This window comes from Pectobacterium aquaticum, from assembly GCF_003382565.3.
GTDB lineage: Bacteria > Pseudomonadota > Gammaproteobacteria > Enterobacterales > Enterobacteriaceae > Pectobacterium > Pectobacterium aquaticum.
This window is the reverse complement of the sequence record NZ_CP086253.1, coordinates 2,959,514-2,982,265: the sequence shown is the minus strand read 5'-3', so window position 1 is coordinate 2,982,265 and position 22,752 is coordinate 2,959,514. Positions and strand designations below refer to the sequence as shown.

Here is a 22,752-nt window from a genome sequence, read left to right as displayed (position 1 = left end):
GGTTTATCTGATAGATACCGGCATCGAATGGAGAATAAGATGAGACTGTGTGACCGTGACATTGAAGCCTGGCTGGATGATGGCCGACTGGTGATTACACCCCGTCCGCCTACTGAGAGGATCAGTGGTGCGACCGTTGATGTTCGTTTGGGAAATCAGTTTCGCGTCTTCCGCGGACACACTGCGGCCTTCATTGACTTAAGTGGCCCGAAAGATGAAGTCAGCGCGGCGCTGGATCGCGTGATGAGTGATGAAATCAATTTGCCAGAAGGTGAGGCATTTTTCCTACACCCAGGAGAATTAGCGCTGGCAGTGACGTTTGAATCCGTTACGCTGCCGGATAATGTGGTTGGCTGGCTGGATGGTCGCTCTTCGCTAGCCCGTCTGGGATTGATGGTTCACGTCACCGCACACCGCATTGATCCAGGTTGGCAAGGAAGAATTGTGCTGGAGTTCTATAATTCAGGTAAGTTGCCGTTGGCACTACGCCCCGGCATGATGATTGGCGCTCTGAGTTTTGAACCACTTTCCGGGTCGGCGGCTCGTCCTTACAACCGCCGTCAGGATGCCAAGTATAAAGATCAACAGGGTGCGGTAGCGAGCCGGATCGATAAAGACTAAGCGTCTGGCGGTCGGCCTGTAAGGTAAAAAGCAGGTAGCCGTGCGTTTCACAATGAGGATGGCATGAGAAGATTTCTGACGACGCTGGCAATTCTGCTTGTGGTGCTGGTGGCAGGAATGACGGCCTTGGTCGTACTGGTTAATCCCAATGACTTCCGCGCCTACATGGTGAAGCAAGTTGAGGAACGTAGCGGCTATCGCCTTCAACTGGATGGCGATCTGCGTTGGCATGTGTGGCCGCAACTGAGCATATTATCAGGCGGGATGTCGTTGAGCGCGCCGGGATCCCGTGCGCCGATTGTCAGCGCCGAGAACATGCGTCTTGATGTGCAACTGTGGCCGCTGCTGTCGCACAAGCTCGCGGTCAAACAGGTGATGCTGAAAGGTGCCATTATTCGCCTGACGCCGGAAAGTGAAGCCAAACAGTCTACCACTGCGCCCATTGCCCCAGCAGGATCGCAGACCCCATCTGAGGAACGGCACTGGCGGCTGGATATTGATAAGATCAAAGTCGCCGATAGCCTATTGGTTCTGCAACGCAGCAACAACGAACAGATTAATGTTCGCGATATTAATCTTGCGATGGAGCAGAACAGCGACCGCCAGGTCAGCATCGAATTATCAAGCCGTATCAATCGCGATCAGCGCGATATTGCCTTCTCTCTTGCCGCAGATGTCGATTTACTGCATTTCCCCCAGCAGGTCAATGCCAATATCACCAAGCTAGATTACCAGCTTCAGGGCGCAGGCATTCCGGCAAGCGGTATCAGTGGAACGGGTAGCGTTCAGGCAAGTTATCAACAGCAGCCTGAAAAAATCACGTTTAGCCAGCTTTCACTCAATACCAATAATAGCCAACTGTCTGGCACCGGTAGCGTGACGCTGGGGGATATCCCCCATTACGAATTGGAGCTGTTGTCTGAGAAGCTGGATTTGGATTCCCTGCTGGGGATCGCGTCGGTAAAAGAGAACAATGCCGCTGCCGTGTTGGCTAAATCATCAGCCCCTGTGATTTCAAATGAAAGCGGGTTAGCCAAGCCAGAAGACGGCTTACAGACATTCACTGCGCGTCTGTCATTACAGGCCGCGGCGCTGATCTATCGTGGGCTTAATATTCGCCAATTTACACTACGGGCAGACAATCATCCGGGGCTGCTGGATGTGACGACCTTGAGCGGTGAACTGGGCGGTGGACACTTCTCATTACCCGGTAAAGTGGTGACGAAGTTATCGACCAACATCACGCTACGGCCAGACCTCAAGGATGTTGAGTTATCCCAGTTGATGTCCGCATTTGCGCTGCCCGCTGAGACGGTCAGTGGGAAATTGTCGATGGTGGGGCAGTTCAGCGGCAATAGCTTTGCACTACCTGCGTTGTTCCAGCAGTGGCAGGGGACAGCGACGCTGCAAGGTAATAATGTTCGTCTACAGGGTTTGAATATCCAGCAAATGGTGCAGATGGCCGTGGCGCGTAGCAACGGAAACGTGCGAGGTCAAGAGCGTTACGAGCGTTACACCGAGCTACAACAGCTGACCGGGAAAGTACAACTGAATGCGGGTAAGCTACGTCTTACCGATCTCTCGGGCCGCTCAGAGCTGCTGTCGCTAACCGGTGTTGGCCAATTCGATTTGCCAGCCCAGACGTGTGGCGTGAATTTGAATGTCTCTATCACGCAAGGGTGGCAGGGGGATGAGCAACTGGTCAGCGTGTTGAAAAACACGGCGATCCCGTTACGCATCTATGGCGAGTGGGATAAATTGAATTACCAATTGCAGGTGGATCAACTGCTGCGTAAGCGCTTGCAGGACGAATTGAAAAAACGCCTGAATGATTGGGCCAGCCAAAACCAGCAAAGCCAAAAGGGTAAAGACCTGAAGCAACTCCTCGATCGTCTTTAATTTTCTAAATACTCCGTTTTATACCCTAAATAATTCGAGTTTCAGGAAGGCGGCAAGAGAAGGCATCCCGATGAGCTTACTCAAGTAAGTGATTCGGGTGACTGAATGCAGCCAACGCACATGCAACTTGAAGTATGACGGGGATAGCCGGTTTGCTGATTCCTGTCAGTAAATCGGCAGCTTCTCGCCAACGTTTTCCTTCTGTTTATCATCCTCCAGACTGACTATGTGCTCCGTGTCTCTTTTTTAACGCCGAATGTTAATATTTTTCTCTTTTTTTATTTTCTAAAGCAGTAAACTTCGCTCCCTGTTTTCGGTGCGGCGCTATTCCGCTGCCGAGGAATGTCTGTCAGATAATTTATTACTCAGGTATCGAAACCCACTATGCTCGAACTTTTGATTGGTGTTGCTGTAACGATTCTGGTTGGTCGTTACATTATAAAAGGGTACTCCGCGACTGGCGTGTTGCTGGTGGGCGGCCTCTTACTTTTGGCAATCAGTGCCATGCTGGGGAAAAACGTATTACCAGCCAGTGCGAAGGCGACGGGCTGGAACGCAACGGATATTGTTGAATACGTAAAAATTTTGCTGATGAGCCGCGGTGGTGATCTCGGCATGATGATTATGGTGCTGTGTGGATTTGCGGCTTATATGACGCACATCGGTGCCAATGATGTTGTCGTGAAGCTGGTTTCTCGCCCGCTGAAAATGATTAACTCACCTTACTTACTGATGATCGCGGCCTATTTTGTCGCCTGTCTAATGTCGCTGGCGGTGTCATCGGCCACGGGACTCGGTGTGCTGTTGATGGCAACCCTGTTCCCCATCATGGTGAACGTCGGTATCAGTCGCGGTGCCGCTGCCGCAATCTGCGCTTCCCCTGTGGCGTTGATCCTGTCACCGACGTCGGGCGACGTAGTGCTTGCTGCACAGGCATCGCAGATGAAGTTAGTGGATTTTGCCTTTAAAGCCACGCTGCCTATTTCCATCATGGCGATCGTGTGCATGGCCGTCGCGCATTTCTTCTGGCAGCGCTATCTGGATAACAAAGCGAATGTCAGCCATGAGATTCTGGACGTCAGCGAGATCACGACGGATGCCCCGCGTTTTTACGCCATTCTGCCGTTTACGCCGATCATGGGTGTACTGGTGTTTGATGGCAAATGGGGGCCGGAACTCCACATTATCACTGTACTGGTCATCTGTATGGTGCTGGCCGCGGTGCTGGAATTTGTCCGTTCGTTCAATGCGCAAAAAGTGTTTGACGGGTTGGATGTGGCTTACCGTGGGATGGCCGATGCCTTCTCTAGCGTCGTTATCCTGTTAGTTGCCGCTGGTGTCTTTGCCCAGGGGCTTGGCACAATTGGTTTTATCAGCGGCCTGATTGGCCTGGCACAGTCATTTGGCAGCGGTGGGTTGGTGATTATGCTGGTGCTGGTTGCGATCACGATGTTGGCTGCGATGACAACGGGCTCGGGCAATGCGCCGTTCTATGCGTTTGTTGAGCTGATTCCAAAGCTGGCGTCACAAATGGGCATCAACCCTGCCTATCTAGCGATTCCGATGCTTCAGGCTTCCAACTTGGGCCGTACCATTTCTCCGGTATCCGGCGTAGTCGTTGCCGTTGCCGGGATGGCGAAAATATCGCCGTTCGAGGTGGTGAAGCGCACATCGGTTCCGGTTTTAGTTGGGCTGATTGTGGTGGTGATTGCTACCGAAATTATGGTGCCAGCCTGATAATCGAAATGAGGTAAACAGCAGCACCTTTAAGCTACGTGCTCTAAAGGTGCTGCTTTTGTTGAGTAAGATATCTGTCATGCTTTTAGATCCTGATTAAAGCTATGAATGATATCCGCACGCTCTCTTTGCAGATGCTGGTACATTGAAAGTGTTGTCATTTCAAATTCTCCCGCCGTTGCTTCCGCATCGTAAAGTAGCTTGCCGTTACGAACGATCTCCATTTTTAATACCGTCGAGGCCTGCAATAAATCGATAAGATCGACATCATGACCTACTGCTTTTGCTAACTGGTGGGAGAGCTCCCAGCGTTCAACGGGATCCAAGGCTCTCGTAGCCATGATTGCGATATCAACGTCGCTGTCTGCTCTGGCATTGCCTGTTGCCTGGGAACCAAAGAGGTAAATCATCTTGATGTCAGGCATCTGTTTTTTCAGTGTCAAAACGATCTCATCATTCATATTGGCGATGTTTACCTCTTGATAAGATGCCATGATTGTGTCGTAGAGCTACTCAAATTTCAATTTTCTGTCATGGCGGTAGGGTTTGTTAGCATATTGCGTAGTCATGACAGTCGAGACAGATTGTGCGATAGACGTTTTCAAACCATCAAATAGTGAAATTTCAGATGACTGCTCAATATATTCCAGAATTCCGTCAGCCGTTGATTCAATCATTTCCTTTGCGCCACGAATCTTAAAGTGTTGAGATTCAGCTAATGCCAATAGATGGTTTTTGTCTGGGAAAACTTTGCTGTTGGCTAATTTTAAAGCCATTTTGTTGTCTATTGAATCATAGATGAGGGTATGCGTGACGTCATAAATGGGTGATACAAAAATATTTTTCATGTCCTGGGTATATTGCAGCGCAAAGTTTTTTAAATGAGCATCCCCGTTCCCAATCAAGCAGTTAAATACGATGTATTGATACATTTTTTCCACTTCAGAAAGACTGCCAGTATAGAGCAACGTGGCTTTTAGTAACGTTTCATAACTACCGGTATATTTGGCATCAGGAGTGTTTGGTTTTTTCAATAACGTCGTAAAATCTTCATAGCCGAGAGCGTTGCCATTCGGTCTGTCAAAACGCTCGATAACAAAGGTTTCAAGATTTTCTGATAAATAAACTTGGGGAGCATTCAATCTGCAATACTTTGCTGCCTCCATGCAGACGAACTCGTTAACGGTCAAAAGTGGAAATTCATCATCGAACGACTTAACGATCAAATCTTTCTGTTCAAGGGTTCGGTCTGTCTTTGAAATGCTGACTTTGGGTTGCACACCAGCCAGAGAGTTGCGCAGATAATATTTTTCCAACAATTGAGGAAACAAGGGTTCGGTTCCCTGATAGGTCAATATATCTGACAGGCTGATTGGCTCAGCGTCTGGGAGCGTAAATTCACCCGCGTAGTTTAGCATTCCAATCCCACGATCGCCTTGTAAAGCAAGAAGGTACATATCGTTAACGTTGGCATAGCGTGCCAGTTTTTCAGAAATGTAGCGGCGATTAAAGCCTTCAGGTAAATTTTGAGAAAATATGGGATGCAATGCGCCAGATGAGTAACCATCCATGCCATTTCCTGTCATGGTTAGTGATACATTGAGTCTATCCTGTGTGGGTTGATAATAATGAACAGAACCATGGGTTAATATCCCAGTTTCGTCTTCACTGGAAAAAACGGTCAGACGATCAACTTTTCCTGGCAGAGATGATAGAACCATCATTTGTCCTCAGAGAATAAATCGTCAATTTCGTCCCATCTGGGTAAGGTATGTTGTTTTGGTGCTACGGTAAGTTGAAGCCCGACAGAATCAAGGTAGCGCTCTAGTATGTCGAGGGAACCGGTGAAACGGCCATTTTCTATCTTCGATAGCGTGGTTTTGAAAATACCCGTTGCATCGGCCATCTGTTGCTGAGTTTTTCCCATCTCTTTCCGCGTATCGGCTATTTTTTTACCTATCGCGAGTCTATTGCTCATTGTTTTACCTATAATGTTGCCTATATAGGAAACATTATAGGGTATGAAATTAAAGCTGCCTATATAGGCAACAATTGAAGATAAGGCTATGCTTAGCATCACACTTCAAAATCAGTCTGTGGTTCGTCGTTCGGTGTGATACAGACCTCCACGATACGATGACTTTCCACTGCCAGAATAGTGAACTGATAGCCATCGATTGATAGTGTATCGCCCACCTGTGGAACCCGCTGCGCGTGCTCCATTAACAGCCCTGCCAATGTGTAGTATTCGCGCTTTTCATCCAGCGTCAGCGGAACATACATCGTTAAGTCTTCCAGTGGAATATAGCCATTTACGATCCAACTGCCGTCGTCATTCTGCTGAATGCTGTGGCGCGCATCGCGATCTTCCCCTTCGCGCGGCAGATTGCCAGCAATGGTTTCCATTACGTCGCTTAATGTCACTATCCCTTCCATCGAACCAAATTCATCAACGACAAACGCAAAGTGTGTTCGCGCTTCTCTAAACTGTTCCAAAGCCTGTAAAAGTGAAAGCTGTTCAGGAAAGACCAGCGGCTGACGAATCAGAATACGTGGATTGAACGGCTCTCGGTTTAGCTGCTGCTGGAGTAAATCGGCAACATGTACGATACCCAACGGTTCGTCGGAGGTATTGCTGTCGGTCACCACCAGTCGGGAATGCTGGTTGGTCGTTAACAGTTTAGCGAGCGCATCCTGTGTAATATCCAGCTCAACCGAGTCGATGTCATGCCGCGACGTCATAATGCTGCTGATGGTTCGCTGCGCCAGCCCCAATACCCGCTTTATCATACGGCGTTCCTGAATATTGAAGACTTCCTGACCTGCCCGGGTGTTATCTGCAATCATCGATGAGGTTTGATTGTCCAGCTCAGCGTCTTCATGATTACCGCGTAAGATACGCAAAACCACTTCCGCAGTACGTTGGCGCAGTGGAACCGAGGAGGAGAGAAAGCGCCTGCGGTTAAACATGGAAACCTGATTCAACATCTCAATCATCACCGAGAAACCTATCGCGGCGTAGAGGTAGCCTTTAGGGATGTGATAACCAAAGGCGTCTGCGACCAGACTGAAACCAATCATCAGCAGGAAGCTGAGACACAGGATAACGATGGTCGGGTGTTCAGCGACAAAACGGGTCAGCGGCTTGCTGGCCAGCAACATCAGGAAAATAGCAATGGTCACGGCGGACATCATGACCAGCAGATGATCGGTCATGCCGACGGCGGTAATCACCGAATCCAGCGAGAATATGGCATCCAGTACCACGATCTGTGCCACTACCGGCCAGAAACGCGCGCCTTTACGTTGAGCGTGCTGCTCCTCATCCTTCCCTTCGAGGCGCTCGTTTAGCTCCATAGTGGCTTTAAAGAGTAGGAATAGCCCGCCAATTAGCATGATGAAATCGCGAGCGCTGAATGTGTGCCCAAGGAACGTGAAGAGGGGGGTAGTCAAAGACACCAGCCACGAAATGGACGCCAGAAGGCCCAGGCGCATAATCAGGGCAAGTAACAGACCGACGACTCTGGCTTTATCGCGTTGTTCTTTTGGTAGTTTCTCAGCCAGAATGGCAATGAAGATAAGATTATCAATGCCCAGAACCAGTTCTAGGACAACCAGCGTGGCCAATCCGGCCCATATCGTTGGATCAGCGATCCACTCCATATCTCTTTTTTCACCTTTAAATGGACATAACCCCGATAGCCTATCAGGGCAGGCACCGATGAACCAGAATTTGCAGGGATATTCTTTACTATGCGGGATTGTGGGTAGGAATGATGACGTGTTTTTGTGTGTTTTTTATACGCAGCATGTCAGATTAAGGTCAACTCATGTTAAAAAATCCCATTGTTGCCCTTAAGCAAAATTTTATGCTGTATAACGGAGATACAAGACGTAACATTTGATCATGCTATGTATCCAAGCATAGAATAACGCGCCGCTGTTAATCTCCACATAATCATGTGATTTTACATCCTGCGCAGCCGTGTTTATGACTGAAGCAGGCTGACTTTATTCTTTTAGTCGGTTTTTTATACTTATGGAGGTTTTGCCACAATGGATGTTCATAGTCTTATTCCTAAAAACCCCGCCCTAAACATCTTGTTCTTGTGCTCCTACTTGAGTGGTCAATACTATGTTAGCTGAAAGGCAAGGTTAGCCGAAGGGCAAGCATTGGCTTAAAGACAGGTGATTTTTAAATAAGTGAAGATAGTTGCTGCAGTTCCCTAAGGTCAAGGTGTATACGAAAAAATAACCGTGTCTTTACCCTAAATTTTTGTTTTTAAGAGAAATTAAAGGTTGGTTCCATAGTTTGATAGTGCATTGGTAGCTACAAGCCAAGGGCGGTAGCGTGTCTAAAGCAAAAACTCAATATGGGCTACGATGGTACAGATATGCAAGAGTCCACTCTAATATTTATTAGTGCTTTTGCCTCGCTTTTTTTGGCTAGAAAGGCGGCGTTTAAAATCGGATTGGTGGACAAACCTGACGTCCGTAAAAAACATCAAGGCCATATTCCATTGGTTGGTGGCGTGTCAATTTATTTAGCACTGTGGGTACTTTATCTACATCAAGCTGGTTTGCTGCCGCACTTTTTCCTATATATGGTGTGCTCAACGGTTCTGCTAGTTGTGGGCATTATTGATGACCGTTTTCACCTGCCTGTTTTACCGCGAATCGTATTACAAGCGTGTGTTGCTATCGTGATGATGTTCACGGGGTTGTCTATTTCCTCTTTAGGAAATATTTTCTCTAGTGATGAAATTTTTTTGGGTTCGTTCAGTTATGTGGTCACACTTTTTGCGGTCTGGGGTTCTATCAATGCTTTCAATATGGTTGATGGGATGGACGGCTTACTTAGTGGACTTTCATTTGTTACGCTTAGCGCTTTGGTTATCGTTTTTTATCTCGGAGGGAGTAACGAACTTGCTCGCTGGAGTCTGTGTTTTCTGGCGGCAACATTACCGTATACCTTCTTAAACTCGGGTATGTTTTTCGGGAAAAAATTCAAAGTCTTTATGGGCGATGCGGGGAGCACGCTGATCGGATTCTCTGTTATATGGCTACTGCTCTTGGCGACTCAAGGGGAAGGGCGCGTAATCCAACCCGTTACTGCACTATGGCTGATTGCTGTTCCCCTCATGGATATGGTTGCCGTAATGATGAGGCGTCTTGCAAGAGGCGGAAATCCTTTCAAAGCCGATCGAGAACATTTGCATCACGTATTGCTTCGTTCGGGATTTACGCAGAACCAGACGTTGGCAGTGATTGTGGCTATCGCTACTTTATTTGCAACAGCTGGCATCATTTGCGAGCGTAACAACATAAGTGAGTCTATTATGTTAAGCGTCTTTTTGCTGATTTTCTCTGGCTATGTGACGTTAATAACCTCGATGGCTCGAGTACTAGCATGGTTTCGTCGCCCTCTCACTGTAGATAGGTAATAGCAGGATCGAAAAGTTGCTAAAGAGAGATTTACCCTTATTTTATACGTTAGATCTTGAGTTCATCTGAATAGTTTTTCTCTATAATTACTGACTATTTTGTAGGGATCTGCACAATTTTCTATTAAGAGCGATGGCATAGACAGGATGATAAAGCACAAACTAAAATTGATGCCCTTGATGGTGTCGGTAGCGCTACTTAGCGGTTGTACCTTGATTCCCGGTTCCCACCTTTCTACTAGCGGTAAAAATGTAGTCGAGCAGCAGGATGCGGATTTCAATATCGATAAGCTTGTCAATGTTTACCCGATGACGCCTTATTTAGTCGAAAAAATGCGCCCTAAACCACTGATCGCGCAGACTAACCCTGCCCTAGAGAAAGAATTGCAGGGTTATGAATATCGCATCGGTATTGGTGACGTCATCATGGTGACGGTGTGGGATCACCCTGAGCTAACGACACCAGCGGGCACGTACCGTACCGCAGCCGATACCGGTAACTGGGTTCATTCCGATGGCACGATTTTTTACCCCTATATTGGCAAAGTCAGCGTTGCTGGCAAAACAGTCACTGAAGTTCGCGATCAGATCATGGGCCGTTTGGCTCAGTACATTGAATCACCGCAAGTCGATGTCAGCATTGCAGCCTTCCGTTCACAGAAGGCCTACGTAACGGGTGAAGTCGCGACATCAGGGCAACAGGCAATTACCAACGTGCCATTGACAGTACTAGACGCAATCAACAGAGCGGGTGGTCTCACTGAAAATGCCGACTGGCGTAATATCGTATTAACCCACAATGGTAAAGAACAACGACTCTCGCTTCAGGCGCTGATGCAAAATGGCGACCTTTCACAAAACCATCTGCTTTACCCCGGTGATATCCTCTACATCCCACGTAACGATGATCTGAAAGTGTTCGTTATGGGGGAAGTCAAAAAGCAAAGTACCCTCAAAATGGACCGCAGTGGCATGACGCTGACGGAAGCATTAGGCAATGCGGAAGGGATGGATCAGACATTTTCGGATGCTACAGGGATCTTTGTAATTCGTTCATTGCGCGGCACCCAAGGCCCTAAACTGGCAAATATTTACCAATTGAATGCTCAAGATGCTACCGCGATGGTGATGGGCACAGAGTTTCAGTTACAACCGTATGACATCGTGTATGTCACCACCGCGCCGATTGTTCGCTGGAACCGTGTTATCAGCCAACTTGTACCGACCATTTCCGGCTTTAATGAGTTAACCGAGGGCTCATTACGTGTTCGTAACTGGCCGTAGAGATAACTATGTTTGATTCAATTTTGGTGGTGTGTGTGGGCAATATTTGCCGTTCTCCGACTGGAGAGCGGTTGTTAAAACAGGCTTTGCCGACGAAAAAAATCGCGTCTGCTGGGTTAGGCGCACTGGTAGGGAAGCCCGCCGATGCGATGGCAACCGAGGTGGCAAGTCATCATGATCTTTCTCTTGAAGGGCACGAAGCGCAGCAATTAACCTCTGCGCTATGCCGCCAGTACGATCTGATTCTGGTGATGGAGAAAGGTCATATCGATGGGGTGAGCCGCATTGCGCCAGAAGTGCGGGGCAAAACCATGCTATTCGGGCACTGGTCAAACCAGCAGGAAATAGCCGATCCGTATCGTAAAAGCCGCGAAGCATTTGAATTCGTTTACTCACAACTTGAGCGGTCTGCGCAAAAATGGGTGCAGGCGTTAAATCGTTAATCGTCAGAGAATCCGATGACAGAGAAAACTTCAGTAAAAGTATCTGAAACTAATTCAGATGAGATCGATTTAGGGCGTTTATTAGGGACATTGCTGGATAACCGCTGGTTGATTATTGGTGTGACAGCAGTGTTCACCGTTTTAGGCATTATGTATGCCATGTTAGCCACACCGGTTTATAAAGCCGATGCATTGATTCAGGTGGAACAAAGCTCGGGTAATTCGTTATTAAATGACATTTCCAGCATGTTGCCAGATGCCAAACCCCAGTCTGCTGCTGAAGTAGAACTGATTAAATCCCGCATGGTGATTGGCAAAACGGTGAACGATCTGGCGCTGGATATTGATGTTGAGCAAAAATATTTCCCGTTAGTGGGTAAAGGTATTGCTCGGCTAACAGGCAATGAACCGGGAAAAATAGCCGTCTCTCGCCTTGATGTACCTGAGTCTTGGCAGGATGAAACATTATCCCTTGAAGTATTACCTAATCAGCAATATGCGGTGGAAGCGGACGAGGGCGACGCGGTGAAATTCACCGGACGTGTTGGCCAACTCGAAAATCATAACGGCATTACATTGTTGGTGAGTGGCATTGATGCAGAGCCGGGTACGGTTTTCCGTATTCAAAAGCTGAATCAGTTAACCGCGATTAATGATCTGTTGGATAATTTCTCTGTCGCGGATAAAGGGAAGGACACGGGAGTATTGGCGCTGAGTCTGGAAGGTGAAGATCCGACGCTAACAACGAAGATACTGAGCAGTATTAGCCAAAATTATCTGCAACAAAACGTCGAACGTAAATCGGAAGAGGCTGGTAAAAGTCTTGAGTTCCTTAAAGAACAACTTCCCAATGTGCGTAGCTCACTGAATGACGCGGAAAACAAGCTTAACCAATTCCGCCAGCAGAATGAATCGGTCGATCTTTCTTTGGAAGCTAAGGCGGTGCTGGATACGACCGTTGCGGTTGAAGCACAATTGAATGAGCTAACGTTTAAAGAAGCAGAAATATCTAAACTGTATACTCGAGAGCACCCAGCCTACCGGGCCCTGATGGAAAAACGCAAAACGTTGGAACAGGAACGCGATAAGCTCAATAAGCGTGTAGGGGCAATGCCCAAAACCCAGCAGGAGATTTTGCGCTTAACGCGAGATGTGCAGGCAGGGCAGGAAGTCTACATGCAACTGTTGAATAAACAGCAAGAGCTCAGTATTAACAAAGCAAGTACCGTCGGAAACGTACGTATTGTCGACAATGCTATGATTCAGCCCAAGCCGGTAAAGCCGAAAAAGGCACTGATTGTTTTGCTGGCAATGATTCTGGGCGGCATGGCATCAACAGCTTTCGTCATACTGAAAACGCTGTTACATAAAGGCATCGAAAGCCCAGAACAGCTGGAAGAATTAGGTATTAACGTCTACGCCAGCGTGCCGCTTTCTGAATGGCAACAGAAAAAAGACAAAGCATTGTTGGCTAAGAGTAAAAAAAGCAATACTCGTTCTACGGAGCTGCTGGCAGTGGGTAATCCAACTGATTTAGCCATCGAAGCCATTCGCAGCTTACGCACCAGTTTGCATTTTGCCATGATGGAAGCCAAAAACAATGTGCTGATGATCTCGGGTGCTAGCCCTTCCATTGGTAAAACCTTTGTCAGTGCTAACCTGGGAGCCGTGATCGCTCAGGCGGGGCAGCGTGTGCTGATTGTTGACTGCGATATGCGCAAAGGGTATGCCCATGAGTTGATGGGAACGCATGGCACTGATGGCCTATCGGATATTTTATCCGGCCAGTGTGACGTGGCAAAAAGCGTGCGAAAAACTGCCGTAGAGAATATGGATTTTATTGCCCGTGGCCAGGTTCCACCGAATCCGTCGGAACTATTAATGCACAGCCGCTTTGCTGAATTTATTCACTGGGCAGGGGAACACTACGATCTAGTTCTGTTGGATACGCCGCCAATTTTGGCTGTGACGGATGCAGCGATCATAAGCCGTCACGCGGGAACGTCTCTACTGGTTGCTCGTTTCGAAGTTAACACGCTAAAAGAAATTGAGGTCAGTATCCGTCGCTTTGAACAGAATGGTGCAGAAATTAAGGGTGTTATTCTTAATGCCATTGTTAAGCGTGCCGCTAGCTATTATGGGTATGGTAATTATCATTACTATACTTATGATTATAAGTCGGATAAGAACAGCTAGCGTACTAAGTGTGACCTGCAGCCATACGAATTTTTGGTTGCAGGTTGTGCTTTCAGGCATAAATTATTTTCTGGTAATCATTAATTTTTTCGTATCGGCCTGATTTTCATATCCTTAAACGCAATAACGCTGAGACCGATAAATAAGAGTGAGTTTATATCTCGCTGGGAATTAACGCACAAAAAATTTATGGTTATATGAGCTGGATTTGCTAATCACTATATGTTTCTTGAAAATTATGATTTCACCTTATTAATTTGAAGGGATATATAAAAATAAATAAAGATGAAAATTATTATGGGTTTTATTATTTCAAATAAAAGAGAGGGAAGATGATTAAAAGACAAGGGGATTTTATATACTCCAATGCTTCAATCATTTCAATATTACAGCGAGTTTCTGATATAGCTGTGATATTGTCAAGCACTTTATTTTTTTCATTTTTTATTTATGGTGATGTTTTCTTAAAGCACTGGTTGATAGCTTTAATTAGTCTCTCGACATTTCAAATGGTCGGTGGAATTACCGATTTCTATCGTTCATGGCGAGGTGTTAATTTTAGACTTGAAATGTATTCATTAGTTAGAAACTGGTTGCTAAGTATTATCTTTAGTGCGGGGGTTCTTTCTGTTATACCCAGCTTGTTTATTGATTTTACTTATTATTTAACATGGTTTTTTGTTTCATTAATTGGCTTTTGTTTGGCTCGGATATCTATCCGGATAATTGTCAGGTATTTAAGAGCAATGGGTTATAATCAGCGGAAAATTGTGATTGTTGGTGATTCCGTTGCTGGTGGGCATTTAATTCGGAGTATCATGAATGCACCTTGGGTAGGGTTAAATGTCATTGGCTATTATATGCCAGATGAAAACTCTGTTTCTGATACATATAACACTTTGAATGTTAAATGGCTGGGTGGGGTTGATGACTTAATAACGAGTGCGCGGAATGGTGATATAGATAAAGTGTATATAACATTACCCATGAACGAATCTAAACTCATCAATCACATACTTAGAGAATTATCAGATACAACTTGCACGGTATTGTTAGTACCAGATATATTCACATTTAATGTATTGCGTTCTCGTAGTGAAACAGTAAATGGTATATCTGTTATATCACTCTATGATTCGCCCATGAGTGGAATAAATAGAATTATCAAAAGGCTCGAAGATATAATTATTTCTTTATTAATTATATTAATGATATCTCCAATACTTTTGATTATTGCCATACTGATTAAATTGACCTCTCCTGGGCCTGTTATTTTCAAACAGATGCGTTACGGTTTGGATGGCAAAGCAATAGAAGTGTGGAAATTTCGTAGTATGACCGTAATGGAGAATGGTGATGATGTCATACAGGCAAGAAAAAATGATCCGCGCTTAACTCCGATCGGTGGTTTTCTCAGGAAAACATCGTTGGATGAATTACCCCAATTTTTTAATGTCGTATTAGGCGACATGTCAATTGTCGGACCACGCCCACATGCTATTTACCATAATGAACAATACAGAAAACTGATTGATGGTTATATGCTACGTCACAAAATGAAACCGGGCATTACTGGCTGGGCACAAATAAATGGCTGGCGAGGAGAAACAGATACTCTTGAAAAAATGGAGAAAAGAATAGAGTTTGATCTTGAATATATTCAGTCGTGGAGTGTGTGGTTAGATATGAAAATTATATTTTTCACCATTTTTAAGGGGTTTGTTAATAAATCTGCTTATTAATGTTCGGCATGAATGGTTTCTGGGTAGGGCAAGATCACGAACGTTTTTTGAACGTATGAAGGTTAATTTTCAATCAATTATTGTGTGATTAGTAGCCAGTCAGAATCATTACCTGAACGATGTTGATTATGAACCGCTAAGAGTGGGTAAAAAAAGAGCACTCATGCGGTCGCCCTGGGTTTCTGGGTTTTAGTGATTATATTAAATTTATTGTTGTCCTGATTAAGTTTTAATAACGATTAGCCTAAATATTTTCGCCAAATCAAAACAAATCACCAACCGGACCAGGGCGGGATCCCACTTTATTTATTGAAATAGAGAACTTATTTCGATTTTATTGATCTGAGTTTTATCTCCACTAACTCTCAGTGAAAGACAATGACTATCTTTAATTATATCAATGAAATACCCGACCCACGCTGCGAAACGAATAAAAAGCATGAATTGATGGACGTCATTTTCCTCACCTTTACCGCTGTGCTAAGCGGTGCATCGGGATGGAAAGCCATACAGCAATTCGGTGAGTGCCAACTCCCGTGGCTGAGACAGCATTCTCCTTTTGCTAATGGCATTCCAAAACGTCACTGTATCGCCAATATTATCAAGGCATTAGATAGCCAGTCCCTGATGTCGGCACTGTTAAGCTGGATTAATGAACGTCGCAGCAGTAATGGCAGAAAACAGATAGCGATTGACGGTAAAACGCTTCGCGGAACGGGCAACGGCTTTTTAGCGCAAGCTCTGCATGTCGTCAGCGCTTATGACATTGGCAATGGTATTGCGTTGTATCAACAATCTACTGAAAGCAAAGGTAAAGAAGGACCGGTGGCCCGTCAGCTTATTGAATGTCTGTCGCTGGAAAATGCGACCGTCACGCTGGATGCGCTTCATTGTCAGGTGGAGACATTGCGGCTTATCTGTCAGCGTAAAGGCGAGTTTATTGTCGGCATTAAAGGGAACCAAAAAAAGCTGTATGAATTTGTTAAACAGCGTTTTTCTTCATGTTATGCCGATGAAGGACTGGCGACGCATACGGAAAATAATCAAGCTCATGGGCGGACGGAATATCGTCAGGTGATGCAGATAGATGCGGACTTTCCTGAGGAGTTAAAACAACGCTGGCCGACAATTCGTACGTTAATAGAAGTGGTGAGTGAGCGTGGTGAACGGGGAAAGGTGGTACACAGAGAGTCGCGTTGGTATGTCAGTTCATTGGGGGTAGACGCACGGGTAGCGTCACAAATGATACGCGAGCATTGGTGCATAGAAAATCAACTGCATTGGGTATTGGATGTGGTTTTCAGAGAAGATGAGATGAACCTGAAAGACGCGGAAGGGGCAGCGCATATGGCGCTGTTCAATCGAGTGGCGTTGAGTGTCCTGAAACAGCATGAAGGAAAAAAAGATAGCATAGCGGGCAAACGACAATGTGCCGGATGGTCAGGAGATTTTCGTAGCGAGGTTATCTTTGGTTAATTCATCAACAAAGTGGAATCCCGCCCTGCCAACCGGACTGAGCGATGCCGATCAGAGCAGCAATCCCTGATGAAGAACGACGACTAATGCGTAAAGAAGCCCAACAGACACATGATAAAAATTACTCTAGACGACTCATCGCCATACTGATGCTGCATAGGGGAATGACCGTCACCGACGTCGCCGGACTGCTCTATGCGGCCCGCTCATCCGTTGGAAGATGGATAAATTGATGGTGTTGAAGGACTAAAGGGCCTCAAAGCCGGACGAGCACCGCGCTGGCCAGTCGCTGATATCCTGCATACGCTACCGCTTCTGATTCAACGTTATCCTCAGGATTTTGGCTGGCTGCGCTCCCGCTGGAGCACCGAGTTGTTGGCACTTATCGTTAACCGGCTTTTTAACGTGGCGCTGCATCCTTCCACGTTGCATCGCTATCTGAGACGAGCGGGCATTGTCTGGCGCAGAGCCGCGCCAACACTGAAAATCAAAGACCCAGATTATGAGGAAAAACGACTCGCCATCGAACAAGCGGTCTCTCGGAAACAAACAGAGCATCCCGTGTTTTATCAGGATGAAGTAGATATCGACCTGAACCCGAAAATCGGCGCGGACTGGATGCTCAAAGGGCAACAGAAACGTATTACTACGCCGGGACAGAACCAAAAGTATTATCTGGCAGGGGCACTGCATTCGGATACGGGACGAGTCCATTACGTTGGCGGCAGTAAAAAGTGTTCTGATTTATTTATCAACCTGTTAGAGACATTACGGCGGACATATCGGCGAGCGAAAACCATTACGCTGGTCGTTGATAATTACATCATTCATAAAAGCCACAAGGTGAAAAAGTGGCTGGGAAAAAATACGAAGTTCCGGTTGTTGTTCCTGCCCACGTATTCGCCGTGGCTGAATCCAATCGAGTTGCTGTGGTTGTCGTTACACGAAACGATAACGCGTAACCATCAGTGCCGGTATATGTGGCAGTTACTGGAACAGGTAAAATTATTTATGAATGCCGCTTCACCGTTCCCCGGCAATCAGCATGGTCTGGCTAAAGTGGAGCGGTATTAGGCGAAGTCATTTAGGAATAGATATTTGAAGGCGTTATAGAGGAGTTTTATTAAGTGAAGATTTTGATTACTGGTGGTGCGGGTTTTATCGGCAGTGCTTTGGCAATTGCTCTAGCGAAACGCGGTGATGAAGTTGTTGTGCTGGATAGTCTTTCTCCACAGATCCATGGGGAAACCCCTGAGTCTTCAGCATTAGTGCAGCGATTGCCTAAAGCTGTTCGGTTTGTAAAAGGGGATGTTCGTGACCGTAATGATTGGGCTAAAGTATTGCCTGGTTGTGATGCTATCATCCATCTGGCTGCTGAGACAGGCACTGGACAATCCATGTATGAAATTGATCGTTATGTGGATGTCAATGTGCGTGGTACTTCGCTGATGTTAGATATCTTGGCCAAGAAAGAACTTGGAAGTGAGTCCGTCAGACGTGTCGTGGTTGCTTCATCGAGAGCAATATACGGTGAAGGTAAGTACCAGGGACGCAATGGTTTTGTCTACCCAGAAGCACGAAATCTTTCCGATCTGGAAAATGGTATTTTTGAATGCAGAGATCCTGAAACGGGCGATATCGCTAAGCTTGTACCAACTGATGAGACTTCTCTAATTCATCCAACTTCTATCTACGGTATTACCAAGCAAGTACAAGAGCAGCTCGTGCTGACCAGTGGCACGGCTTTGGGGGTTGGTTCTGTCGCGCTGCGTTATCAAAATGTGTATGGGCCAGGACAATCGCTAAAAAATCCCTATACAGGTATTCTCTCAATATTTTCTACGTTATTGCTGCAAGGCAAGGATGTGAACATATTTGAGGATGGAAAAGAAAGTCGAGATTTTGTCTACATTGATGATGTTGTTGCCGCAACGATTGCTGCTGTAGATTCCGATGTCACTGGGGTGGCCTATAACGTCGGCACTGGTGAATCAATTGATGTACTGACCGTAGCAAATACATTAAAGGCGAACTACGGTAAAGGCGGAAGCATTCGTATATCAGGAAATTTCCGTGTGGGGGATATTCGACATAACATGGCTGATCTCAGTAAGGTGAAGCGGGAGATTGGTTTTGTATCTCAAGTATCATTTGATAAGGGAATTAAAGCTTTCTGTGATTGGGTAAAAACACAAGAAATCAGTGATTCGGGTTATGAACGCTCTGTAACTGAAATGCGTGAAAAGGGTTTGCTAAAATGATGTCGATGCATACTTGCATGGAGGGGATAGGATGACCTTGTCAGGCAAACGGATCCTGTTTATAGCGCCTATGTTTTTTGGTTATGAGAAGTTGATAAAGGACGAATTGGAGCGAAAAGGGGCGCTTGTTGACTATTTTAACGATCGCCCAGACAATTCATTTTTGACAAAGTCATTGGTTCGTATCGATCGCCGATTGCTGGCTAAGAAAACAAATCGTTATTATGAAAATATAATCAAGGTAACGAGCAGCCATTTATACGATTATATTCTGATTGTGCGTGGTGAAGCAATTTCTCAGTCAATGTTACATAAGTTGCGGCTGACACAGCCGCAAGCTCGGCTATGTTTGTATTTATGGGACTCAATGCACTACAATCCGAACGCACGGAACATTTTAAACGAATTTGATTGCGTTTTTTCTTTTGACCGATCCGATGTCGAGAATAACTCACGACTTGAATTCTTACCGTTGTTTTATGGTCGGGATTTTGATCGTTCTGCAGCATGGACATGTCCTCATACTTATGACGCCTGTTTTATCGGTACAATTCATACAGATCGCTATAAAGTGCTAGAAAAAATTCTTGATGATTTGAAGTCTCGTGAACGCCGTGTATTTGTATTTTGTTATTATCCATCACGAATATTGTATCGGCTACGGGCCTTTATCGACCCTGGTTTCCGTCGATTTGGCAAAAAATACGTGAGTTTTGTCGGTATGAAACTTTCGGATGTTGTTGATAAAATTGCTGACAGTAAAGCCGTAATTGATGTGAATCGCCCAGATCAACTTGGGCTTACCATGAGAAGTCTGGAGGCAGTTGGTGCACAGCGTAAGCTGATCACCACTAATGCTGATATCGTCAATTATGACATTTACAATCCAAACGCAGTGTTGGTTGTCGATCGGAGCAATCCATATATTGATGATGCATTTCTGGCAGAAAATAGCTTACCATTTTCTTCGGAGATTCGAGATAGATATTCGGTTTCTGCATGGGTTGATAGGATTTTTCAATGAGATATCTTAGCATCATCTATTATGATACTTTCGCGAGGTTTTTCAGCGCGATTGAAGACGCCGTAAAAGTTAGAGACCCCAACGCTGAATTTTTACATTTGGCTATTTTTCCAAGCGGTTGGTTGTATATGAAAAGCCAAGGGCGGAATGTTCGGTTACTCCCCTGGCAGATTTTTAAATCTCCTCAAGCTGCTGACATCAACTTATCTGTCAACAAGCAGGAACTTGACGCTGTCGCATATTACCATGCGGTTACTGGTAAGCGTTTTGGAGAGAAATATCTATATGCTTTAAGGCGTAGAGCGCAAAGATATATAGTAACAATGGCTTCATATGTAGAAAATTTTAAGCCAGATGTTGTTCTCTTTTCTGGGGATACGCGTATTGCCTGTGAGTCATTATCTTTTTACTTGGACCGTAGTGGTTACACTGGAAGGCGCTATTTCTTCGAACAAGGCCCAAATGGTACGACTATTTTCGATACTTGCGGTGTAAATGCTAACTGTTCCTTTAGAGAGTCGGTTGCTGAATTGACCGGTAGTGGTTATTCTCCTGAGGCTGTTGCCAGACCTAAGCGCTTTAAACGTAATCCAATCTTTCGAGGGATTGATTACGCTTTAATCGGCTTATTACGGCCATTTAACGCAGTTCCTCCAGAATGGGATACCATGTCACTAGCGAAATATCCAACATCTGATTATCAGCAGTGTCTGGATTCAGGTCGCAGAAATATGCAAGAAAATAGTAAGCATATTCTTGTTGCGCTTCAGGTGCCTGATGATGCGAATAATATTCACCATAATCCGTTGGGGTTAGGTGACAGAGAGTTTGTCAGTATGGTGATGGCTGCTGCTGAAGGGCTACCTTATCCCGTTAGGGTTCGTGAGCATCCTTTATACAAACAGCGGTATAGTTGTGAGATGTATGAATTGTTGAGTCGATCGCAGCGCACAACTTTGTCTCAAGCCAGTTTGGATGATGATCTGTCTAACGCAGTTGTTGTTGTTACTGTAAACTCGATGACTGGATTAGATGCATATCTGCGTAGATTACCGACAATTGTGCTCGGAAATGCTTTTTACGATCATCTCCCAGGCATAACTCGGGTAACGGATGTATCTTCTTTGCAGTCTTCTATTGTGGAACTTTCTGCTGGCGGTTTGAATATGCTTCTAACCTGGCGTGATCCATTAGCTATTTTTGCTGAGTTGCGTGCACGTTATTTTATTCCGGGTCATTATTTAGATGACTCATTAGAGATTACCGCGCAGCGTATTGCTGAGAAACTAGTGTAAATGAATTCTAAGAGTGTTTATTTAGGTATTCTTTCGAATGTCGTGGGCAATCTCCTGATGCTTTGCGCTACCATACTATTGACTCGAATATTGACAGCCGAAGAGTTTGGTCAATTTCGAGTCGGTTCAAATTTTAGTACGCTAATGATACCCTTTCTTGCTTTAGGTGGAGAAAGATTGATCAGTCGGGTGATTCAAAGCAGTGGTGAGAATAAACTACCAGTTTCTCAGGCACTGTTCACCGTTTTATTTATTGTATTGTGTGGAACATTTTTGCTGGTCGTCCTTTATCCTGTTATTGCTTACTATGTTCTTGATGGTAATGTGCCGGCTAGTGTATATTTTTTGAGCGTTTCTATTATACCGATAACCATTACTTATAATTTGGCAAACACTATTTGGCGTCATATTGGCAGTACTTCTTCTGCACAAATACACTTGAATTTTACCCAAAGGCTGTTACGTGCCCCTTTATTGATAGGTAGCGTGTTACTTTGGCCAATGGCATGGTCTGCTTCATTGGCCATGTTGCTTGCACAATCTTTATCGCTGACACAGATCCGAAAAAACTTACAAGCTTATCCATTGCGTGGCATTGGAAAAATTGTGCCGATATTAAAGCAAAATTTTAAAGAACTATCTGTCATTGGTTTACCCATTGCTATCATGGCTTCAGTGAACAGGCTAGATGTTTTATTGGTAAATGCTGTTATGGGGGTTGACCGTGCTGGCAGTTATGACTTGGTTTATATGTTATCGCTGACAGCAATGTTTCCGGCTATGGCACTATCGAAAACCAGTGAACCATTTTTGTTTGAATTGAAAGGGGATAAAGAACGTCAGAATCTATTGAAAAAACTTCAATTTAGGACTTTTTTAGTATCTTGTATGGCTGTTATCGGTATTGCAGTCGTAGCTCCTTTCTTTGCTGACTTTCTTGGTAATGCGGGGCCGGATTTTGCTAAGGCAACTCTAGCTCTTTCTGCTGGACTAGCATTCTCTAGTGCTCATGGGCCCGTAATTGAGTATTTGCAAATTAACGAAAAATCTAGATTAGTTTTAATAGCAACTATATCTTTGTTGAGCGTTTTTTTTATTTTGAAATATTTTTCTGCATTGGAGAACTCTTTAATTTCTCTTTCAGTTTTTGCTGGGTTGTTTTATTTTTCTTTGAGGTTTGTTCTTTCTCTGTATATTCGCCTTTCAGATGGAATTAGTATGTCAAAACCAATAATTACTATTGTGTCTACCTTGTTGTATATATTTTTCATCGGTTTTGTTTTTTTGGGATGATGCTGAATTAGCATTTTCGGAGAACCTGAGTTAGAAA

At 45.2% G+C, this 22,752-nt stretch carries 17 protein-coding genes and 1 pseudogene; 14 read left to right on the top strand and 4 right to left on the bottom strand.

Annotation, left to right across the window (positions count from 1 at the left end; translation table 11 throughout):
- Positions 1-39: 39 nt before the first annotated feature.
- From dcd to dcuC, 3 genes are all read left to right on the top strand, one after another.
- Complete coding sequence (gene dcd, locus DMB82_RS13890; RefSeq protein WP_102116608.1) at positions 40-621, top strand: dCTP deaminase; 582 nt, start codon at positions 40-42, stop codon at positions 619-621.
- 63 nt (positions 622-684) lie between these two features.
- The gene (asmA, locus tag DMB82_RS13885; RefSeq protein WP_116164273.1) at positions 685-2,520 is read left to right on the top strand and encodes an outer membrane assembly protein AsmA; all 1,836 of its coding nucleotides are present in this window, start codon (positions 685-687) and stop codon (positions 2,518-2,520) included.
- 384 nt (positions 2,521-2,904) lie between these two features.
- Complete coding sequence (gene dcuC, locus DMB82_RS13880; RefSeq protein ID WP_116164275.1) at positions 2,905-4,257, top strand: anaerobic C4-dicarboxylate transporter DcuC; 1,353 nt, start codon at positions 2,905-2,907, stop codon at positions 4,255-4,257.
- Between the two features lie 77 nt (positions 4,258-4,334).
- On the opposite strand, the gene mntA is transcribed toward dcuC, so the two are convergent.
- The 4 genes from mntA to DMB82_RS13860 form a co-directional block, all read right to left on the bottom strand.
- Positions 4,335-4,751, bottom strand: a complete 417-nt coding sequence (gene mntA, locus DMB82_RS13875) for a type VII toxin-antitoxin system MntA family adenylyltransferase antitoxin (RefSeq protein ID WP_225586570.1) — start codon at positions 4,749-4,751, stop codon at positions 4,335-4,337.
- A gap of 15 nt (positions 4,752-4,766) precedes the next feature.
- Entirely contained in the window at positions 4,767-5,981 is a 1,215-nt protein-coding gene (locus tag DMB82_RS13870) for a type II toxin-antitoxin system HipA family toxin (protein ID WP_116164277.1), read from the bottom strand.
- Positions 5,978-6,235, bottom strand: a complete 258-nt coding sequence (locus DMB82_RS13865; protein ID WP_102116803.1) for a helix-turn-helix domain-containing protein — start codon at positions 6,233-6,235, stop codon at positions 5,978-5,980. The genes DMB82_RS13870 and DMB82_RS13865 overlap by 4 nt, the downstream gene beginning before the upstream one ends.
- 98 nt (positions 6,236-6,333) lie before the next feature.
- On the bottom strand, positions 6,334-7,920 hold the full coding sequence (locus tag DMB82_RS13860) for a TerC family protein (RefSeq protein ID WP_116164279.1): 1,587 nt from the start codon (positions 7,918-7,920) through the stop codon (positions 6,334-6,336).
- Positions 7,921-8,651: 731 nt separating this feature from the next.
- Here DMB82_RS13860 and wecA point away from each other — a divergent pair.
- From wecA to DMB82_RS13805, 11 genes and pseudogenes are all read left to right on the top strand, one after another.
- A complete protein-coding gene (gene wecA, locus DMB82_RS13855; protein ID WP_116164291.1) occupies positions 8,652-9,701 on the top strand; it encodes a UDP-N-acetylglucosamine--undecaprenyl-phosphate N-acetylglucosaminephosphotransferase in 1,050 nt (349 codons plus the stop codon).
- A gap of 147 nt (positions 9,702-9,848) precedes the next feature.
- A complete protein-coding gene (locus DMB82_RS13850; RefSeq protein ID WP_116164281.1) occupies positions 9,849-10,985 on the top strand; it encodes a polysaccharide export protein in 1,137 nt (378 codons plus the stop codon).
- 8 nt (positions 10,986-10,993) lie between these two features.
- Positions 10,994-11,428: an arsenate reductase/protein-tyrosine-phosphatase family protein gene (locus DMB82_RS13845; protein ID WP_116164283.1), complete on the top strand. Its 435-nt coding sequence runs from the start codon at positions 10,994-10,996 to the stop codon at positions 11,426-11,428.
- A gap of 15 nt (positions 11,429-11,443) precedes the next feature.
- Positions 11,444-13,624: a tyrosine-protein kinase Wzc gene (wzc, locus tag DMB82_RS13840; protein ID WP_116164285.1), complete on the top strand. Its 2,181-nt coding sequence runs from the start codon at positions 11,444-11,446 to the stop codon at positions 13,622-13,624.
- A gap of 332 nt (positions 13,625-13,956) precedes the next feature.
- Positions 13,957-15,366, top strand: coding sequence for an undecaprenyl-phosphate glucose phosphotransferase (gene wcaJ / locus DMB82_RS13835; RefSeq protein WP_116164287.1), 1,410 nt, complete (start codon positions 13,957-13,959; stop codon positions 15,364-15,366).
- A 378-nt stretch (positions 15,367-15,744) separates the two neighbouring features.
- Positions 15,745-16,842, top strand: coding sequence for an ISAs1 family transposase (locus tag DMB82_RS13830; protein ID WP_116166572.1), 1,098 nt, complete (start codon positions 15,745-15,747; stop codon positions 16,840-16,842).
- A gap of 44 nt (positions 16,843-16,886) precedes the next feature.
- A pseudogene (locus DMB82_RS13825) lies at positions 16,887-17,916 on the top strand (IS630 family transposase).
- 53 nt (positions 17,917-17,969) lie between these two features.
- On the top strand, positions 17,970-19,103 hold the full coding sequence (locus DMB82_RS13820; protein WP_116164739.1) for an NAD-dependent epimerase/dehydratase family protein: 1,134 nt from the start codon (positions 17,970-17,972) through the stop codon (positions 19,101-19,103).
- A gap of 31 nt (positions 19,104-19,134) precedes the next feature.
- Entirely contained in the window at positions 19,135-20,127 is a 993-nt protein-coding gene (locus tag DMB82_RS13815; RefSeq protein ID WP_116164737.1) for a WaaS/CpsH family glycosyltransferase, read from the top strand.
- Positions 20,124-21,422 (top strand): capsular polysaccharide export protein, LipB/KpsS family, encoded by a 1,299-nt coding sequence (locus DMB82_RS13810; RefSeq protein WP_116164735.1) that lies wholly within the window; start codon positions 20,124-20,126, stop codon positions 21,420-21,422. Before DMB82_RS13815 ends, DMB82_RS13810 begins: the two co-directional genes overlap by 4 nt.
- A complete protein-coding gene (locus DMB82_RS13805; protein ID WP_116164733.1) occupies positions 21,423-22,715 on the top strand; it encodes a lipopolysaccharide biosynthesis protein in 1,293 nt (430 codons plus the stop codon).
- Positions 22,716-22,752 lie beyond the last annotated feature (37 nt).